This window comes from Pseudomonas sp. PICF6, assembly GCF_009831705.1.
In the GTDB taxonomy this organism is placed as follows: Bacteria; Pseudomonadota; Gammaproteobacteria; order Pseudomonadales; family Pseudomonadaceae; genus Aquipseudomonas; species Aquipseudomonas rhizophila.
In genome coordinates this window covers 201344-217168 of record NZ_WUUD01000002.1, presented here as the reverse complement: position 1 = coordinate 217168, position 15825 = coordinate 201344, and the positions used below count along the sequence as shown (strand labels likewise).

Sequence of the window (15825 nt, the reverse complement as noted above, 5' to 3'; positions counted from 1 at the left end):
GAGCCGTTATAAGGTAACGATATGTAACAGAGCCGCGTCGGGGTGGTATGCAAATCGATCTTGATGTCGAGGGGGCAGAGGTGGCCCAGTTGCCGCGGTTCCAGCAGGCGCTCTTTCAGGGGCGTCGCTTGAGGCGGATCGCCTTCGGGTTGGGTGGCGTAGCGAGCCTGGGTCTGGTGGTGGCGTTTTTCATCGGGTTGTTCTCGCCGCAGTCGGTGTGGCCGCCGCTGCTGGTCAGTCAAAGTGCCGGAGTATGGGTGCTGGTGGCGGGTCTGCAATCGGCCTGGTGGATCACCCAGTGGCGGGGCAGGGCGCTGATGCCGGTTATGGATATCCCGGTTTCTGAAACCCCGCCAGTGGATGACCATGGCTGGTATGAGTGCCTGCTGGATCGAATCAGTGTCCGTTGGATCGCCCTGCTCAAGCACATCGGCGGCCCCACATTGTGGCTGCTCGGTTGGGCACTCCTGGTGCTGTTCAGTCTGGAGCAAACCTGGAACCTGGAATTACCTGCGACCGAGCTCGGCGTGTCGGCCAGTGTGGGAGCGGTGCTCTCTTTGCTGCTGGCGTTCGGGTTGTTGGTGTTGGAGCGTCAGTGGGTCCAGCAATCCCCTCAGCCATGGCCGGAGGCCCAGGCGCTGGCTCAGCTGACCCGGGTGGCGATTGTCGTACTGGTGCTGGGCGCCTTGTGCGTGCTGTTCGCCGCACAAACGTCCATCTGGCCGGTGCGCCTGGCCGTGCTGATGGGGGTGCTGCCGGCTCTGGTGGCGGCGGAATTGTTACTGCGCGCATTGCTGTCGTTGTTCAGCCCGCGCCGGGATTCCCTGGAGCCATCATTGCTGGGCCGAAGTGTCATCGCCGAGTTGCTGCGCTGGCCGCCACAGCCGTTGTCGGCGCTGCAACATGAGCTGCACAGTCATTTCGGTATCGACTTGCGTCAGATCTGGGCGTTCAGCTACATGCGTCGCGCCTTTTTGCCGGTGGTGGCGCTAGTGTCCTTGGTGGGGTGGCTGCTGACTGGTGTGCATGAGGTTCCGTTGCAAGGGCGGGGCATCTACGAGCGCTTTGGTAAACCGGTGGAAGTATTCGGCCCTGGCCTGCAAGTCGGCTTGCCGTGGCCGTTGGGCAGGGTGTTGAACGTCGAGAACGGCGTCGTGCATGAACTGGCCACCAGCGTCGGCGGCAACCGGATGGTTACCGAGGCTGATTCAGTGGAAGGACCGGCACCCGCGGCTGCCAATCGATTGTGGGACGCCAGTCATGTGAACGAAAAATCCCAAGTCATTGCCAGCCGCCGAGCCGACCAGCAGAGCTTCCAGATCGTCAACATGGACGTGCGTTTCGTCTATCGCATCGGCCTCACCGACGCGGCGGCACTGGCGGCCACCTACAACAGTGCCGATGTGCCCGCGCTGATCGGCAGCACCGCCAGCCGCGTTCTGGTGCATGAGTTCGCCTCGCGGACGCTCGATGGTTTGCTGGGTGTCGATCGGGTCAGTCTGGCGGATGAAATCGGCCGTGCAGTACAGGCTGACTTGCAGAGGCTCGACAGCGGTGTGGAAATTCTGGCAACGGTGGTCGAAGCGATTCATCCGCCGGCCGGCGCCGCCAATGCCTATCACGGCGTGCAAGCGGCGCAGATTGGCGCCCAGGCCCTGATCGCCCGGGAGCGTGGTGCCGCAGCGCAGCAGACTAACCAGGCGCAGTTGCAAGCCAGCATCGTCCATGACCAGGCTCAAGCCACCGCCCGAGAAATCAATGCGACCGCCCAAGCCGCCGACTTGCGCTTTAACGCCGAACGCCAAGCCTACGCAACGGCTGGCCATGCTTTTGTGCTGGAGCAATACCTCAGCCAGCTAAGCCAGGGACTTGGCAATGCAAAGCTGCTGATTCTCGATCATCGCCTGGGGGCTGGGAGCAACGCGCCCACCCTCGATTTGCGTACGTTCACGCTGCCGGCGGATCCCGCCTCGCCACCTAACCCTGTCCAGCCAGGAGCTGCCCATTGAGCCAGTCTTCTTCACATGATCACCATGATCATCCCGGTCACGCTCATGCCGGCCACCACCATCACCATGGGCATCATCACCATCATGACGATCCACATGTGGCCGGCCCGTTTCCTTGGGGCCGGATGGGCTGGGCGGCACTGCTGGTGGCGTTTGCTATCGCTGCCGCCAGCCTGGTGCAAGTGCGCTCGGGCGAGGCGACGGTCATAACCCGTTTCGGCAATCCGGCGCGGGTGCTGCTGCAACCGGGTCTGAACTGGCGCTGGCCGGCACCGTTCGAAGCGGCGATCCCGGTGGACCTGCGATTACGCACCACCTCCAGCGGGCTGCAGGACGTGGGTACCCGCGACGGATTGCGGATCATTGTTCAGGCCTACGTGGCGTGGCAGGTGCAGGGTGACCCGCAAAACGTTCAGCGCTTTATGCGTGCGGTGCAGAATCAACCGGATGAAGCTGCACGGCAGATTCGCACGTTCGTTGGTTCAGCCTTGGAAACCACCGCCGCCAGTTTTGATTTGGCCAGCTTGGTCAATACCGATGCCAGCCAGGTGCGCATCGCCGATTTCGAAGCTCAGTTGCGGCAGCAGATTGATCAACAATTGCTCAGCACCTACGGCGTTCGGGTGCTGCAAGTTGGCATCGAGCGCTTGACCTTACCGTCGGTGACGCTGACTGCGACGGTGGACCGCATGCGCGCTGAGCGTGAAACCATTGCTACTGAGCGCACCGCCATTGGCAAGCGTGAAGCGGCGCAGATTCGTTCTGCCGCAGAGCGTGATGCGAGGATTCTTCAGGCCGATGCAAAGGTGAAAGCGGCTGAGATCGAGGCGCAGTCCCGTGTTGAAGCTGCCGGGATCTATAGCAAGGCATACGCCGGGTCCCCCCAGCTCTACAACCTTCTACGCTCGCTGGACACCTTGGGAACGATTGTTTCCCCGGGTACGAAACTGATTTTGCGCACCGACGCCGCACCGTTTCGCGCCTTGGTAGAGGGCCCACCATCCGTGGAACGTTTAGGTGGAACACGGCCATGAGTTTGGTTCCACGTGGAACAAATACCTCCGTCAGCCCCTGGATTCAGGCCGGACGGCTAGCCTTTCTGGCGCTCTATGCCGTCACGGTTTTAGCCGCGCTGGCCTGGGCATTTTCAAATGTGCGACAGATTGATCCGCAGAGTCGTGCAGTGATCCTGCGTTTCGGCGCCCTGGATCGAGTCCAGAATGCCGGCCTGTTGCTTGCTTGGCCTCGTCCGGTGGAACACGTGATCTTGCTGCCAGCGGCGGATCGGGTCCTGGAGCGGCGGGTGGAAAACCTGCTACGTTCGGATGCGGCTTTGCAGGCTGATCGCGTCGCCAGTTTTGCCACACCGGTCAGCGATGCACTGGCCGGTTCTGGCTATCTATTGACCGGTGATGCGGGTGTGGTGCAGCTGGATGTGCGGGTGTTCTACAAAGTCAGTGAGCCCTATGCCTTCGTTGTACAGGGCGAGCATGTGTTGCCGGCGCTGGACCGGTTGGTCACCCGCAGCGCCATAAGCCTTACTGCAGCACGGGACCTGGATACGATTCTCGTGGCTCGTCCCGAATTGATCGGCCGCGATAACCAGGCGGCCGAACGTCGTGAACGCTTGCGCAGTGATCTGCTCCAGGGCATCAATCGACGCTTGGCCGATCTTGCCGCGACAGGGCAGGGGCTAGGGATTGAGGTGGTGCGCGTCGATGTGCAATCGAGCCTTCCGGGCCCTGCGGTGAGTGCGTTCAATGCGGTACTGACCGCTAGCCAGCAGGCAGACCAAGCCGTGGCGAACGCCCGCACCGAAGCCGAGAAACTGACCCAGACCGCCCGCGAGGACGCCGACCGTGCCCTTCAGATTGCCCATGCTCAGGCCAGTGAACGGCTCGCCAAAGCCTCGGCTGACACTGCTACGGTCCTCAGCCTGGCGAAGACTCAGGAGAGCGATCCTCAGATGTTGCTACGTCTTTATCGTGAACGTATCCCCGGGATTCTTCGCCAGGCCGGTTCAGTGACAACGGTCGATCCGCAAGACGATTCCCGCCTGATCATTCAGGGAGCTGAGCAATGAACGCCGAAACCCTCACCGCGCCCATGTTGTCTTCCAGTGAACAGCGTACGGTTGCGCGGCAACTGACGCTGGCGATGATTGCCCTCGGTCTGCTCGCGTTGGGTCTGGTATGGCGCGGATGGGCACCAGAGCAGAATGCTGTCAGTCAATTACTGTGGGGATTGGCCTCCGTGCTGGTGGCTGTACCGGTGATGCGTTCGGCCTGGTACAGCCTGCGATATCCGAGCCTGCATGGCGTCACCGATCAACTGATTGCCCTGGCCATGCTCGGCGCTTGGGCCACGGGGGATTTGCTGACGGCTGCGCTGTTGCCGATCATCATGACCTTTGGTCACGTGCTGGAGGAGCGCAGCGTCCTCGGTTCCCAGGAAGCCATCGATGCCCTCGCCCAACTGACCCGAAGCCAGGGGCGCAAGGTTCAGGCCGACGGCTCGATAATTGAAGTCGACAACGCCACGCTCCAACCCGGCGATGTGGTGGAGGTGCGCGCCGGTGATCGGGTGCCGGCGGATGGTCGGGTCCTGTCTGGCCAGGCCAGTCTCGACACCGCGCCCATTACGGGTGAATCGGTGCCGTTGGAGGCGCTGGTGGGCACTGAGGTTTTTGGGGGCGCGATCAACCTCGATGGCCTGCTACGCCTGGAAGTGACTCGCACGGGGGATGAGTCGACGCTGGGCAGAGTCATTGCCCTGATGCAAAACGCCGAGCGTTCCAAGCCGCCCATCACCCGGTTGCTTGAACGGTACGCCGCCAGCTATCTGGTGCTGGTGTTGCTGTTGGCGGCGGTGACCTGGTTCGTTACAAACGACGCCCAGGCGATGCTGGCGGTGTTGGTGGCAGCGTGTCCTTGCGCACTGGTCCTGTCAGCTCCGGCGACGGCGGTTGCCGGCATCGCAGTCGCGGCGCGTCATGGAATCCTGATCCGTAGTGCGGCCTTCCTGGAGGAACTGGCGGACCTGACCTCGCTGGTCGTCGACAAAACGGGCACGCTCACCCACGGCATCCTTCGCCTGCAATCCATCGACAGCGTCCGCGAGCATGAATCCTTTCTGCTGCCATTGGCCGCCAGCCTCGGTTCGGCCAGCAGCCATCCGGTCAGTCGTGCGTTGGCTGGGTTGGTGGCGCCGGAAAAATATCTGCCGCTGACCGAAATCCACGAACACCAAGGGTTGGGTGTGGTGGCGATGACCGACCAAGGTGAGGCGGCTCTTGGTCGGGCTGAGTTGTTCGCCCGGTTGGGGATCGAGACTTCGCCGATCCCTGACCATGACGGACCTATTGCCGGCCTGGCCTTGGGTGGAACGTTCATCGCCTGGCTGTTGTTGGCCGACAGCACCAAGCCGGAAGCGCGCCAGGCCATGGCTGAGTTGCGGGCGCTGGGCCTGGGGCGCCAGTTGTTGCTGACCGGGGACCGCCAGAGCGTAGCCAACAGACTGGCGCGGGAAATCGGTATTGGCGAAGTGCAGGCTCACGCTTTGCCTGAAGACAAACTTAAACGGGTCATAGCCGAGATCGACCACGGCTTGCGACCCATGGTGGTGGGGGATGGCATCAATGATTCCCTGGCGCTCAAGGCCGGAGTAGTGGGCATAGCGATGGGGGCGGGTGGCTCGGACATCGCGCTTGCGTCGGCGGACATTGTATTGATCGGCAGTGACCTGCGCCGCCTCGGCACTTGCGTGCGCCTGAGTCGTCGATGCAGGCGCACGTTGCAGGTCAACGTGATCATCGGGTTGGGCTGGACGCTGGCGATCATCGCTTTCGCCGCATTCGGTTGGCTTGGCGCGGCTGGGGCGATGATCGCGGCATTGCTGCATAACGTGAGCACGTTGCTGGTCTTGGGCAATGCCGGGCGTCTTTTGCGGTTTCAGGAACCGTTGTTGAAAATCGAGACCCTCGACCAAAGGGGAATTTCGGCGAACTGTAGGCCATACTCATAGTCAGCTACGCAGAGGGTGTACCCCTTCAGGGAGTTACTGGTTAGAACAGTAGATGTGGAAGGCGATAGAAAAAGGCTATAAATTCGATAGCCTGCTATTTTTCTAGGATGGTCTACCCTCATTTCAGTCGTCTGAAACAAGGGGGATATCTCATGCTCGCGCAACTTCCACCGGCCTTACAGAATCTGCATTTACCGCTTCGGCTGCGGCTCTGGGACGGCCATGAGTTTACGTTGGGTGCCGACCCCAGCGTCACGATCGTGGTCAAGGACCCACAAATGGTCGCGCAATTCACCCACCCCAGTCTGAACGCGCTGGGTGCGGCGTTTGTAGAAGGCAAGCTGGAACTCGAAGGTTCGATCAACGAAGTCATTCGCGTCTGTGATGAACTGAGTCAGGCGCTGATGGAAGACGATGGCGCGAATCAACCCGTGCGTTCAGTTCATGACAAGGAAACCGACGCCAAGGCGATTTCCTATCATTACGACCTTTCCAACGCGTTCTATCAGCTGTGGCTCGACAGCGACATGGCTTATTCCTGTGCCTATTTCGAGACCGGTAGCGAAACCCTCGAACAAGCCCAGCAAGCCAAATTCCGCCATCTGTGTCGCAAACTGCGTCTGCAACCCGGTGATTATCTGCTGGATGTGGGGTGCGGATGGGGTGGTTTGGCCCGTTACGCTGCCCGGGAATTCGGCGCCAGGGTCTTCGGCATTACCCTCAGCCAGGCGCAACTGACCCTCGCTCGGGAACGGGTCAAGGCGCAGGGGTTGGAGGATCAAGTGGAGTTGCAGTTGCTCGACTATCGGGACCTGCCCCAGGACGGTCGCTTCGACAAGGTGGTCAGCGTCGGCATGTTCGAGCATGTCGGTCATGCCAATCTCCAGCAGTACTGCAAAACGCTTTTCGGCGCGGTCCGCGAGGGTGGCTTGGTGATGAACCATGGCATCACCGCCAAGCACACTGATGGCCGCCCGGTCGGACGTGGCGCGGGCGAGTTCATTGAGAAGTATGTGTTCCCCAATGGCGAGCTGCCGCACCTGTCGATGATTTCCGCCCAGATCAGCGAAGCGGGGTTGGAGATTGTCGATGTGGAAAGCCTGCGCATGCATTACGCCCGCACGCTCGATCATTGGAGTGAGCGACTGGAAGACAACCTTGAGGCCGCCGCCAAAGAAGTGCCGGAGCAAGCGCTACGGATCTGGCGCCTTTATCTGGCCGGATGCGCCTACGCATTCGCCAAGGGGTGGATCAACCTGCACCAGATCCTGGCGGTGAAGACGCACGCCGATGGCAGCCATGAATTGCCTTGGACTCGCGACGACATCTATACCCCTTGATCAGATGTGTGCCACTTAGAGTATCGGGGAAATAAGCCGGGCGATCCGCATGCCGATCTTCTGCAGGCGGTGGGTCTCCCGGCTTTCCTGTTTGTCTATTTCCAGCGCTTGGGCGAAGTCGTCCTCGAGCATCTGCTCGACCTGAGTAGCGAACGAAATATCCACGGTCAGTAGCATCACCTCGAAGTTGAGCCGGAACGAACGATTGTCCAGGTTGGCGCTGCCGATGGCGCTGATTTCCCGGTCAATCAGCACGACTTTCTGGTGCAGGAAGCCCGGCTCATAACGAAACACCCGCACGCCGGCCCGTACGGCTTCGAACGCGTACAGGCTCGACGCCGCGTAGACGACCTTATGGTCCGGGCGTGAGGGCAGCAAGATGCGCACGTCTACCCCGCGCAATACCGCCAGGCGCAACGCAGCGAATACCGCTTCATCAGGAATGAAGTACGGCGTGGTGATCCAGACACGTTCGCTGGCCGCATGGATCGCTTCGACAAAAAACAGTGAACAGGTTTCGTACGCGTCGGCCGGGCCGCTGGCCAGCAACTGGCAGAGTACGCCATCATCCGGGTACGCGTCCGGCAGGATGAGCGGCGGCAATGAGCGGGCCGCCCAGAACCAGTCTTCAGCAAACGACTCTTGCATGCTCGCCACGACGGGCCCGCGTACTTCCACATGGGTATCGCGCCATGGCGCCAAGGGCGGCTTTTCACCCATGTACTCATCGCCCACGTTATGGCCGCCAACGAAACCCAAGACGCCGTCCACCGCGACGATTTTGCGATGGTTGCGAAAATTGACCTGGAATCGGTTGAGCCAGCCGCTACGGGTGGCGAAGGCTTTGACATGGACCCCGCCATCACGCAAAGCCTGGACGTAGCGGTGGGGCAGGGAATGGCTGCCAATGCGGTCATACAGCAGATACACCGCAACACCTTCGGCGGCTTTCTTCAGGAGCAGCGTTTTCAGACGTTGACCGAGGCGGTCGTCGTGGATGATGAAAAACTGAATCAGCACGGCTTCCCGGGCACTCTCAATGGCCTCGAAAATCGCCTCGAATGTGGCGAAGCCATTGATGAGCAAGCGCACCTGGTTGTTCGCCAGGCACGGCGTGCGGCCCAGCTTGGGCATCGCCCGTAACGAGGCGTAGGCCTCAGAGGCGCGGGCGGCGAGGGCTTCTTCGACCCATGGCCGCCAGTTCAGCTCGGAAACCGCTTTGCGCATTTCTTCGTTGGCTTGCCGGCGCGCCTTGATATAGCCGTCGAACGTGCTCCGGCCGAAAACCAGATAGGGAATCAATGTCAGGTAGGGGATAAATACCAACGACAGGGCCCAGGCGATGGAACCCTGAGCGGTGCGCACCGTAAGCACCGCGTGAACGGCGGCGATGGAACCCAGAGTGTGAAGCAGTGCGATCAGGTAACCGAAAACATGCGGGCCGAAGTAATCCATGGGGCAGCCTTGCTCCTGAAGTTTCAATGCTTAACAGACCATGTTCCACGACGGATGTCGCTAATTAATTCACTCCTGCCGAGCCTGAACCGAAGCCTGTGGGAGACGTCTAACGGCCACCTGTCCTCTGGAGTGCTTGTGATGAAAGTTTGTCTGCTGGGTTTGGCCCTGACGGTTGGTTTGTCGGTTTCTGTGGCGGCTCAGGCGCAGATGCTTCAACCAGGGTTGTGGGAACTGACTACAAGCAATATGAAGGTCGACAACCAGAATCTGCCGGACCTGCAACTGATTCTTGGCCAACTGCAAAACCAGATAACCCCGGAGCAACGGGCGATGCTGGAAAAGCAGGGCATCACCATGGGTGGCAAGGGTATTCGCGTATGCCTGACCCCGGAGCAGGTCCAGACCAATGACATTCCGCTGCAAGACCCGCAATCGGGGTGCAAGCAGCAGATCACCGAGCGCACCGGCAATCAGTGGAAGTTTCGTTTCAGTTGTCCGAAAGCCCAAGGCAATGGGGTCGCGACATTCCAGAGTGATCGGGAATTCACTACGGCGGTGAACGGCACATTCAATGCCACCGGCATCCAGCAGAACGGCAGCCTGGACACTCGCGCCGTGTGGCTGGGGCAGGATTGCGGGACGGTCAAGCCGAGGGCTTGAATCCCGCTCTGGCGTACATGAGCTGGTTGATCTGTGGCAGCAAGGCTCGTGCGCGTCGCGAGCAAGCTTTGCTCCCACGGAAGTTCGTTCAAGGGCGCTTGCAAATCATGGCCGGCGCAACGCGTCGTACAACGTATTCAGGTTGTACTCGAACAGCCCGATGAAGGTACTGGCCGGCCCGCTGGCCGCCAGCGCATCGGAGTACAGCGTGCCGCCGATGTGCGCACCGCTTTCAGCCGCTATCTGCTTGAGCAGGCGCGCGTCCTTGATGTTCTCCATGAACACGGCTTTTACTTTTGCTTGGCGTATCTGGGTAATCAGCGCCGCGACATCGGCGGCCGAGGGCTCCCGTTCAGTGGACAGCCTCTGGGGCGCGATAAACTCAATGCCATAGGCCTGTCCCAGGTAGCCGAAGGCATCGTGGGACGTCACGATCCTGCGATTGCCCGGTGGCAAGGCACCAAGCTTGGCCTTGGCATCGGCGAGCAGCGCATAGATCTTTTTCAGATACGCCTGGCTGTTACGTTCGTAGTCGGCCTGGTGGGCCGGGTCGGCGGTCTCCAGCGCCTTGGTGATGTTCCTGACGTACAGCTCGGCGTTTGCCAGGTTATGCCAGGCATGCGGGTCGGGGACGGTCTCGCCCTCTTCATCCAGCGAACGAGGAATAACGCCGCGACTGGCGCTGATCACCGGTGCGCTGGTTTCGGTGCTGGTGACCAGGCGATCCAGCCACGGTTCAAAACCCAGACCATTCTTGATGATCAGTTTGGCGCTGAGCAACGCCTTGGCGTCGTCTGGGGTGGGTTCGTAAGTGTGAGCATCCGCGTCCGGCCCCACCAGGTTGGTGATCTGGATATGCTCGCCGCCGACCTCTTGGGTCATGTCGGCAAGGATGCTGAAGCTGGTCACCACTTGGAGCTTTTCGGCTGCAGACGTGGATAAGGACAGCATCAGACTGAACAGCACGAGCAGAACGCGCATCGGGAAACACCTCATTGGGATGTGAGTAAAGGCGGGCGACGCAGCAAACCGTGCACCGGACCGAACACTACGGACAGCAGATACAACGCGCCCGCCACCAGTACGATGGCCGGCCCGCTGGGTAGCGAGAAGTGGAATGACAACAGCAGTCCGAGCCACACCGACACACATCCAAGCAGCGCCGCGACTCCCATCAGAACCGGCAAACGGCGGCTCCAGAATCGTGAAGCGGCAGCCGGCAACATCATCAAACCGACCACCATCAGTGCACCGATGGCCTGGAAGCCGATGACCAGATTCAGCACGACCAAGGTCAGAAATACGCCATGGGCCAGTGGGCCCAGCCGACTGACGGTTTGCAGGAAAAGAGGGTCCAGGGTGTCGAGCAACAGCGGTCGGTAAATCAGCGCCATCGCGAGCAGGCTGACCCCCGAAACCCAGAGCATGCCGGTAAGTGTCGGGCCATCTACCGCCAGCGCGGAGCCGAACAACAGGTGCAGCAAGTCCAGGCGTTTGCCGGCCATACCAAGAATCAACACACCGGCGGCCAGGGAAATGGGATAGATCGCCGCAAGGCTGGCGTCTTCCCGCAGACCGGTGCGACGGGTAATCCAGGCTGCCACCCCGGCCATGCTCAAGCCTGCACCGAGTCCGCCCAGCGTCAGGGCTGGCAGGCTCAGCCCGGCAAACCAGAAACCCAGTGCGGCTCCGGGCAAGATGCCATGAGCGACGGCGTCGCCTATCAGGCTCATGCGTCGCAGAATCAAAAACACCCCAAGCGGTGCCGTGCTGCACGCCAATACCAGGCCGCCCAGCAGCGCCCGGCGCATGAAGACAAATTCCTGAAAGGGTTGCCAGAGATGGGTGGCCGCGAGCATCAGGCCACCTGCGTGAGGGGTTGTTGGGAAATCAAATCGACACTGCGGCCCAGCGTGCAACCGGCCTGGCTGACCAATAGTGTATGAGGAATATGTTGGCGCACCGCAGCGAGATCATGACAAACCACCACCAGGGTGCGGCCTTCGGCATGCCAGCCGTGAAGGTGTTTCCACAGTAGCGCCTGGCCTTGTTCGTCGAGGGCGGCGTGGGGTTCGTCGAGCAACAGCAGGGGCGCTTCAGCCAAACTCAAACGGGCGAGAAGGGCGCGTTGCAACTCGCCTCCCGACAACGCCATCAACGAGCGATGCTCCAGGCCATCCAACGCCCAGTCTTGCAGTACGGCTTTCAAGCGATGGCGGCGCATCGCTGGCGTGTGTCTGCTCCCCCAGGATCCCGCCGCCACCAACTCTTGCAAGCTGATTGGAAATTGCCGATCCAGATGTTGCTGTTGCGCCAGAAACGAGACGCTGCCGCGACGTGGAACATCCAGCACGACTTTGCCGGATAGGGGTTTTTGCAGGCCCGCCAGCACTTTCAGCAGGCTGCTTTTGCCCGCACCGTTGGCTCCGACGATGGCCGTCAGGCTTCCCGCCGGCCGCTCTATGTTCAACGGGGGTGTGAGGGGGTGGCCCGGGGCGCCCCAGCGCAATGACTGGCAACGAATCACAGTGCCTCCCTGACCCAACGGCTTTGTGCCACAGCGTCATGGGCATGCAAACTTTCGGCGTGCACCACTCGCACATCGAGGGAGGCGATATCGGGGGATCGCCTCAAAGCCATGCTCAGCCGCCGCGCGGCGTCTTCACAGAACATTAGGTTTTGACCATTGGCGAGGGCGAAGGCTTGTTCGTCTGCCCGTTTCACGGCGGTTTGTACGGCCGTGCCGAGGGCTGCTTCGGCTTCGTTGATGAGCGACAGCAGCGGCAATTCGTCGACGTCGCTGTTCAGTCTCAGCTTCACCGTGGCCGTGCTGCGTTGACTGTGAGGCGTGGCGAGGATGCCTTTTGATGAGCCTAGCCAGGCCAGGACTCCGGCGTGCTCGAGCGCTTTATTGGCAAAGTCGTCTACAAATTGCTGCTGGATTAACTGACGAGCGAGCGCGGCCGAGCAAGGGCAGGTGGACGAGTAGGCAATCTGAATGGTCAGTTCCACGTGGAACACATCATTTTTCAGGTGGGCCTCGACGCTGACCGGATAGCGCTTCCAGCCAGCCAGTGGGCTGACTAGCGCAGGGCGCTTGAACAGTAGATCGGTACAAATGCTCAGCGAGGCGGCGTCGGACAGACCGGCGTGACTGTCGAGGAATTGCTGGAGGATTCGGCGTAACAGCATGGGAGACAGCGCTGCGCTTTCGAGCAGCTCCAGCGCCAGGTACAAGCGTGACATATGGATGCCTCGGGCTTCACCGTCGTCAAGGCTGACACCGGCATCAGCGATCGCGTTAAGACGCTGACCGTCGATCAATACGGGTACCGCGATGCCGCACATGCCTACCCAGTCAAGGGCCAAGGCCTGGCGCGAAGCCTGCGCGGCAACGTCCGGCAGAGTGAACGCATTCATATTCAAGGTCCGTCATAGGTACACAACAAACGTTATACTATAACAGTGTGTTCGACGAGCACTAGTTCATGAACGCAGTTTCATTTTGCTGGGTGTGAGGGCTTTTCGTACCGTTCCACGTGAAACATCAGCGTGGTGCGTCCTGGCAACCGCTTATGCGTCCGCATAAAAATTTCCCAGTGCTTCCACCCGAGCTCGAGAAACGGTTGAGTGTCGTCCAACCTACGCGCCGGCTGTATCCCACCCAGGTCTCTCCGTCAGAAGCTATTCCGGTAAAGAACGTCAGCTGGCCATAGCGGCTAGTGGTTTGTGCCCAATAGCGGCGGCCATTTACTTCAAATCCACGGAGATACAGGGTGTTTCCGGCCGTCATGACGCTGTAGGCATTACCTTGCCCATCGACACAGGCCAGTAAATTCGCGCTGCGAGTGCAGTTTGCCAACATAGGGCTCTGGGCTGAAGCATCTAGCGCCAATAGCAGCATCGGGCTTGCGAATACGAATTTCAGAAAACTGCGCATGTTTTTTACTTCAGACCGGTGGAGCCGAGAGGCTGGTTAAATGTTGTTGTTATACTATAACATTAAAAAGGCTTAGACCTTGAACCGAACCCAAGCCTGAAGAAAAGAGCCGCGACATGCATTCAACCGCATCAGCGCGGCGCGCCCGATGAGGATATACCTGGTGCCCAATCGTCTCCCTGTAACCGTGCTGTCCGGATTTCTCGGCGCCGGTAAAAGCACACTGCTCAATTACGTCCTGCGCAATCGCGACAACCTGCGCGTCGCGGTGATCGTCAACGATATGAGCGAGATCAACATCGATGGCAGCGAAGTCCAGCGAGATGTCACCCTAAGCCGGTCTGAAGAGAAACTGGTGGAGATGAGTAACGGCTGCATTTGCTGCACGTTGCGTGAAGACCTGCTGGAAGAAGTCGGCCAGCTCGCCAGGGAAGGCCGTTTCGACTATCTGCTGATCGAGTCCACGGGGATTTCCGAACCCTTGCCGGTGGCGGAAACCTTTACTTTTCGTGATGAACAAGGCCGCAGCCTGGCGGATGTGGCACGGCTGGACACGATGGTAACGGTGGTCGATGGGGTCAATTTCCTGCTGGATTTCCAGGCGGCCGAAAGCCTCGCTTCACGCGGCGAAACCCTGGGGGAGGAGGATGAGCGTTCCATTACTGATCTGTTGATTGAGCAGATCGAGTTCGCCGATGTGATTCTGATCAGCAAAATCGACCTGATTGGCCGTCACGAACGGGAGGAGTTGATCGCGATTCTGGAACGGCTCAACGCCCAGGCGCAGATCATTCCCATGGTTATGGGCCAAGTACCGCAGGAAAAGATCCTCGACACAGGCCTTTTCGACTTCGAGCGCGCGGCTCAAGCACCGGGCTGGCTGCAGGAGCTGCGCGGTGAGCACGTGCCCGAAACAGAAGAATACGGCATCGCTTCGGCAGCTTACCGGGCGCGCAGGCCGTTTCATCCCCAGCGTTTTTTCAGTTTTATCGACCGTCCGTGGACCAATGGCAAGCTCCTGCGCTCCAAGGGCTTCTTCTGGCTGGCCAGCAAACATGAGGAAGCGGGCAGTTGGTCCCAGGCCGGCGGCTTGATGCGACATGGATTCGCTGGGCGCTGGTGGCGGTTCGTGCCGAAAAGCCAATGGCCGCAAGATGAGGAAAGCACCGCAGCCATCCTGAAAAACTGGCTTCCCGCCACCGGTGATTGCCGGCAGGAGCTGGTATTCATCGGCCAGAATATCGACTTCACGCAACTGACCGCCAAGCTGGACGCTTGCCTGCTCAGTGACGCGGAAATGGCCCTGGGTGTCGACAGTTGGCGTTTGCTGCCGGATCCGTTCGGCCCTTGGCATGACGAGGCCGCAGCGTGATGCTGGCGCCCAGTCCGAAGCGGGAAGTGCCGGTACGCCAGGTTCAGGGCGATACCCCGCGGATCCTGACGCAAATTCTGGACGACGATACCAACCTGGCGGTCTGGCAACGTCAACTGCCGGCGCACATCAGTGATTTTGCGGCAATGGTGCTTTCCATGGATCAGCCTCTGGCCGAATCGCGGGTGCTCGACCTGCCGCACGAGGACGCGCAACCGGCACTGGACGGTCTCGCCGCAGGCTTTGGCGATCTGCATGGCTATGAAGGCTTCATCACCGATGTCTCCTGGCTGGTCAGTGCGTTTGCCTGCCTGCTGGGCGCCAAACGTGTCGGTCTGCGCCTGCGAGCGCTGGACAAGGCCATGTGCCCGCGTTTTCACGTCGACCATGTGCCGGTACGGCTGATCACCACGTACGCTGGCGCGGGCAGCCAGTGGCTAAAGGAAGGTGTGATGGATCGTCGATGTCTGGGGCAACCTGACGCTGAACCGGGTGACCCGCATGCGGTTCAGCAGTTTGCCTGTGGCGATGTGGCGCTGCTCAAAGGCGAGAAGTGGCATGGTAATGAGGGCATGGGCATGATCCATCGCTCGCCGCAGCTGGCGCCGGGGGAGCGGCGATTGATCCTGACTCTGGACTGGCTCGCTTAAGGTTTGAGCCAGTTGCCCTGACTTTGTCCTTCACAGAACGGCTGCAAATAGGCCGCATCGCTGGCTACGCCGTAATAGTGAATATCCTGGCGGTAGGGCATATTGGCGACCTGGGCATTGCTGCAGATGCCAAACGCGCCGCCAGGGCATTGATCGACGTACTGTACCTCGACTTTTTGTCCGGCAAGGTTTGGCTGGCAGAAGCCGTCGGCGAACAGTTTCTGCGGAATATTGCGGTTCTGCTGGCAGACTTTTACATCGAGCCGTTCTGCCTGGCTATGCACGACACAAGCCTGGGCCAGCGCCTGGTTCGACGTCAGCGCCAATAAAAAACAGCCAATCAACCGCATGTTCACCTCCCTCGAAAGCCGCC

General features: G+C 60.3%; 15 protein-coding genes. 8 read left to right on the top strand and 7 right to left on the bottom strand.

Translation table 11 applies throughout. From position 1 onward, the window contains the following. Positions 1-47: 47 nt before the first annotated feature. From hflK (GSM73_RS02005) to cfaB, 5 genes are all read left to right on the top strand, one after another. Entirely contained in the window at positions 48-2009 is a 1962-nt protein-coding gene (gene hflK / locus GSM73_RS02005) for a protease modulator HflK (RefSeq protein WP_160891426.1), read from the top strand. Beyond that, entirely contained in the window at positions 2006-3043 is a 1038-nt protein-coding gene (gene hflC, locus GSM73_RS02000) for a protease modulator HflC (RefSeq protein WP_160891425.1), read from the top strand. Before hflK (GSM73_RS02005) ends, hflC begins: the two co-directional genes overlap by 4 nt. Further along, on the top strand, positions 3040-4092 hold the full coding sequence (hflK, locus tag GSM73_RS01995; RefSeq protein ID WP_160891424.1) for a protease modulator HflK: 1053 nt from the start codon (positions 3040-3042) through the stop codon (positions 4090-4092). The genes hflC and hflK (GSM73_RS01995) overlap by 4 nt, the downstream gene beginning before the upstream one ends. Beyond that, positions 4089-6032 carry a cation-translocating P-type ATPase gene (locus tag GSM73_RS01990; protein ID WP_160891423.1) on the top strand — a complete coding sequence of 648 codons (1944 nt, stop codon included), beginning with the start codon at positions 4089-4091 and terminating at the stop codon, positions 6030-6032. The genes hflK (GSM73_RS01995) and GSM73_RS01990 overlap by 4 nt, the downstream gene beginning before the upstream one ends. A 152-nt stretch (positions 6033-6184) precedes the next feature. After that, complete coding sequence (cfaB, locus tag GSM73_RS01985) at positions 6185-7372, top strand: C17 cyclopropane fatty acid synthase CfaB (protein WP_047226679.1); 1188 nt, start codon at positions 6185-6187, stop codon at positions 7370-7372. Between the two features lie 15 nt (positions 7373-7387). On the opposite strand, the gene cls is transcribed toward cfaB, so the two are convergent. Then, the gene (cls, locus tag GSM73_RS01980) at positions 7388-8827 is read right to left on the bottom strand and encodes a cardiolipin synthase (protein WP_047226680.1); all 1440 of its coding nucleotides are present in this window, start codon (positions 8825-8827) and stop codon (positions 7388-7390) included. 141 nt (positions 8828-8968) lie between these two features. Here cls and GSM73_RS01975 point away from each other — a divergent pair, with 141 nt between their 5' ends. Then, complete coding sequence (locus tag GSM73_RS01975; protein WP_139048682.1) at positions 8969-9490, top strand: DUF3617 domain-containing protein; 522 nt, start codon at positions 8969-8971, stop codon at positions 9488-9490. A gap of 105 nt (positions 9491-9595) precedes the next feature. Here GSM73_RS01975 and GSM73_RS01970 read toward each other — a convergent pair whose 3' ends face one another. The 5 genes from GSM73_RS01970 to GSM73_RS26695 all read right to left on the bottom strand — a co-directional run bounded on the left by GSM73_RS01970 (position 9596) and on the right by GSM73_RS26695 (position 13430). Further along, positions 9596-10471 carry a metal ABC transporter substrate-binding protein gene (locus tag GSM73_RS01970; protein WP_160891422.1) on the bottom strand — a complete coding sequence of 292 codons (876 nt, stop codon included), beginning with the start codon at positions 10469-10471 and terminating at the stop codon, positions 9596-9598. Positions 10472-10482: 11 nt separating this feature from the next. Next, complete coding sequence (locus tag GSM73_RS01965) at positions 10483-11349, bottom strand: metal ABC transporter permease (RefSeq protein ID WP_047226683.1); 867 nt, start codon at positions 11347-11349, stop codon at positions 10483-10485. Next, positions 11349-12017 (bottom strand): metal ABC transporter ATP-binding protein, encoded by a 669-nt coding sequence (locus GSM73_RS01960; protein WP_076383190.1) that lies wholly within the window; start codon positions 12015-12017, stop codon positions 11349-11351. Before GSM73_RS01960 ends, GSM73_RS01965 begins: the two co-directional genes overlap by 1 nt. Continuing rightward, positions 12014-12910, bottom strand: coding sequence for a GTP cyclohydrolase FolE2 (gene folE2 / locus GSM73_RS01955; protein WP_160891421.1), 897 nt, complete (start codon positions 12908-12910; stop codon positions 12014-12016). The genes GSM73_RS01960 and folE2 overlap by 4 nt, the downstream gene beginning before the upstream one ends. Positions 12911-13037: 127 nt before the next feature. Beyond that, positions 13038-13430: a glutamine synthetase gene (locus GSM73_RS26695; protein ID WP_076383192.1), complete on the bottom strand. Its 393-nt coding sequence runs from the start codon at positions 13428-13430 to the stop codon at positions 13038-13040. A 163-nt stretch (positions 13431-13593) separates the two neighbouring features. Between GSM73_RS26695 and zigA the strand changes: the two genes are divergently transcribed. Both zigA and GSM73_RS01945 read left to right on the top strand, forming a co-directional pair. Further along, positions 13594-14802: a zinc metallochaperone GTPase ZigA gene (gene zigA, locus GSM73_RS01950; RefSeq protein WP_160891420.1), complete on the top strand. Its 1209-nt coding sequence runs from the start codon at positions 13594-13596 to the stop codon at positions 14800-14802. Next, entirely contained in the window at positions 14802-15452 is a 651-nt protein-coding gene (locus GSM73_RS01945) for a DUF1826 domain-containing protein (RefSeq protein ID WP_160891419.1), read from the top strand. The genes zigA and GSM73_RS01945 overlap by 1 nt, the downstream gene beginning before the upstream one ends. Here GSM73_RS01945 and GSM73_RS01940 read toward each other — a convergent pair. Further along, complete coding sequence (locus tag GSM73_RS01940) at positions 15449-15802, bottom strand: hypothetical protein (protein WP_047226688.1); 354 nt, start codon at positions 15800-15802, stop codon at positions 15449-15451. The two genes, GSM73_RS01945 and GSM73_RS01940, sit on opposite strands and share 4 nt — an antisense overlap. Positions 15803-15825: the final 23 nt, after the last annotated feature.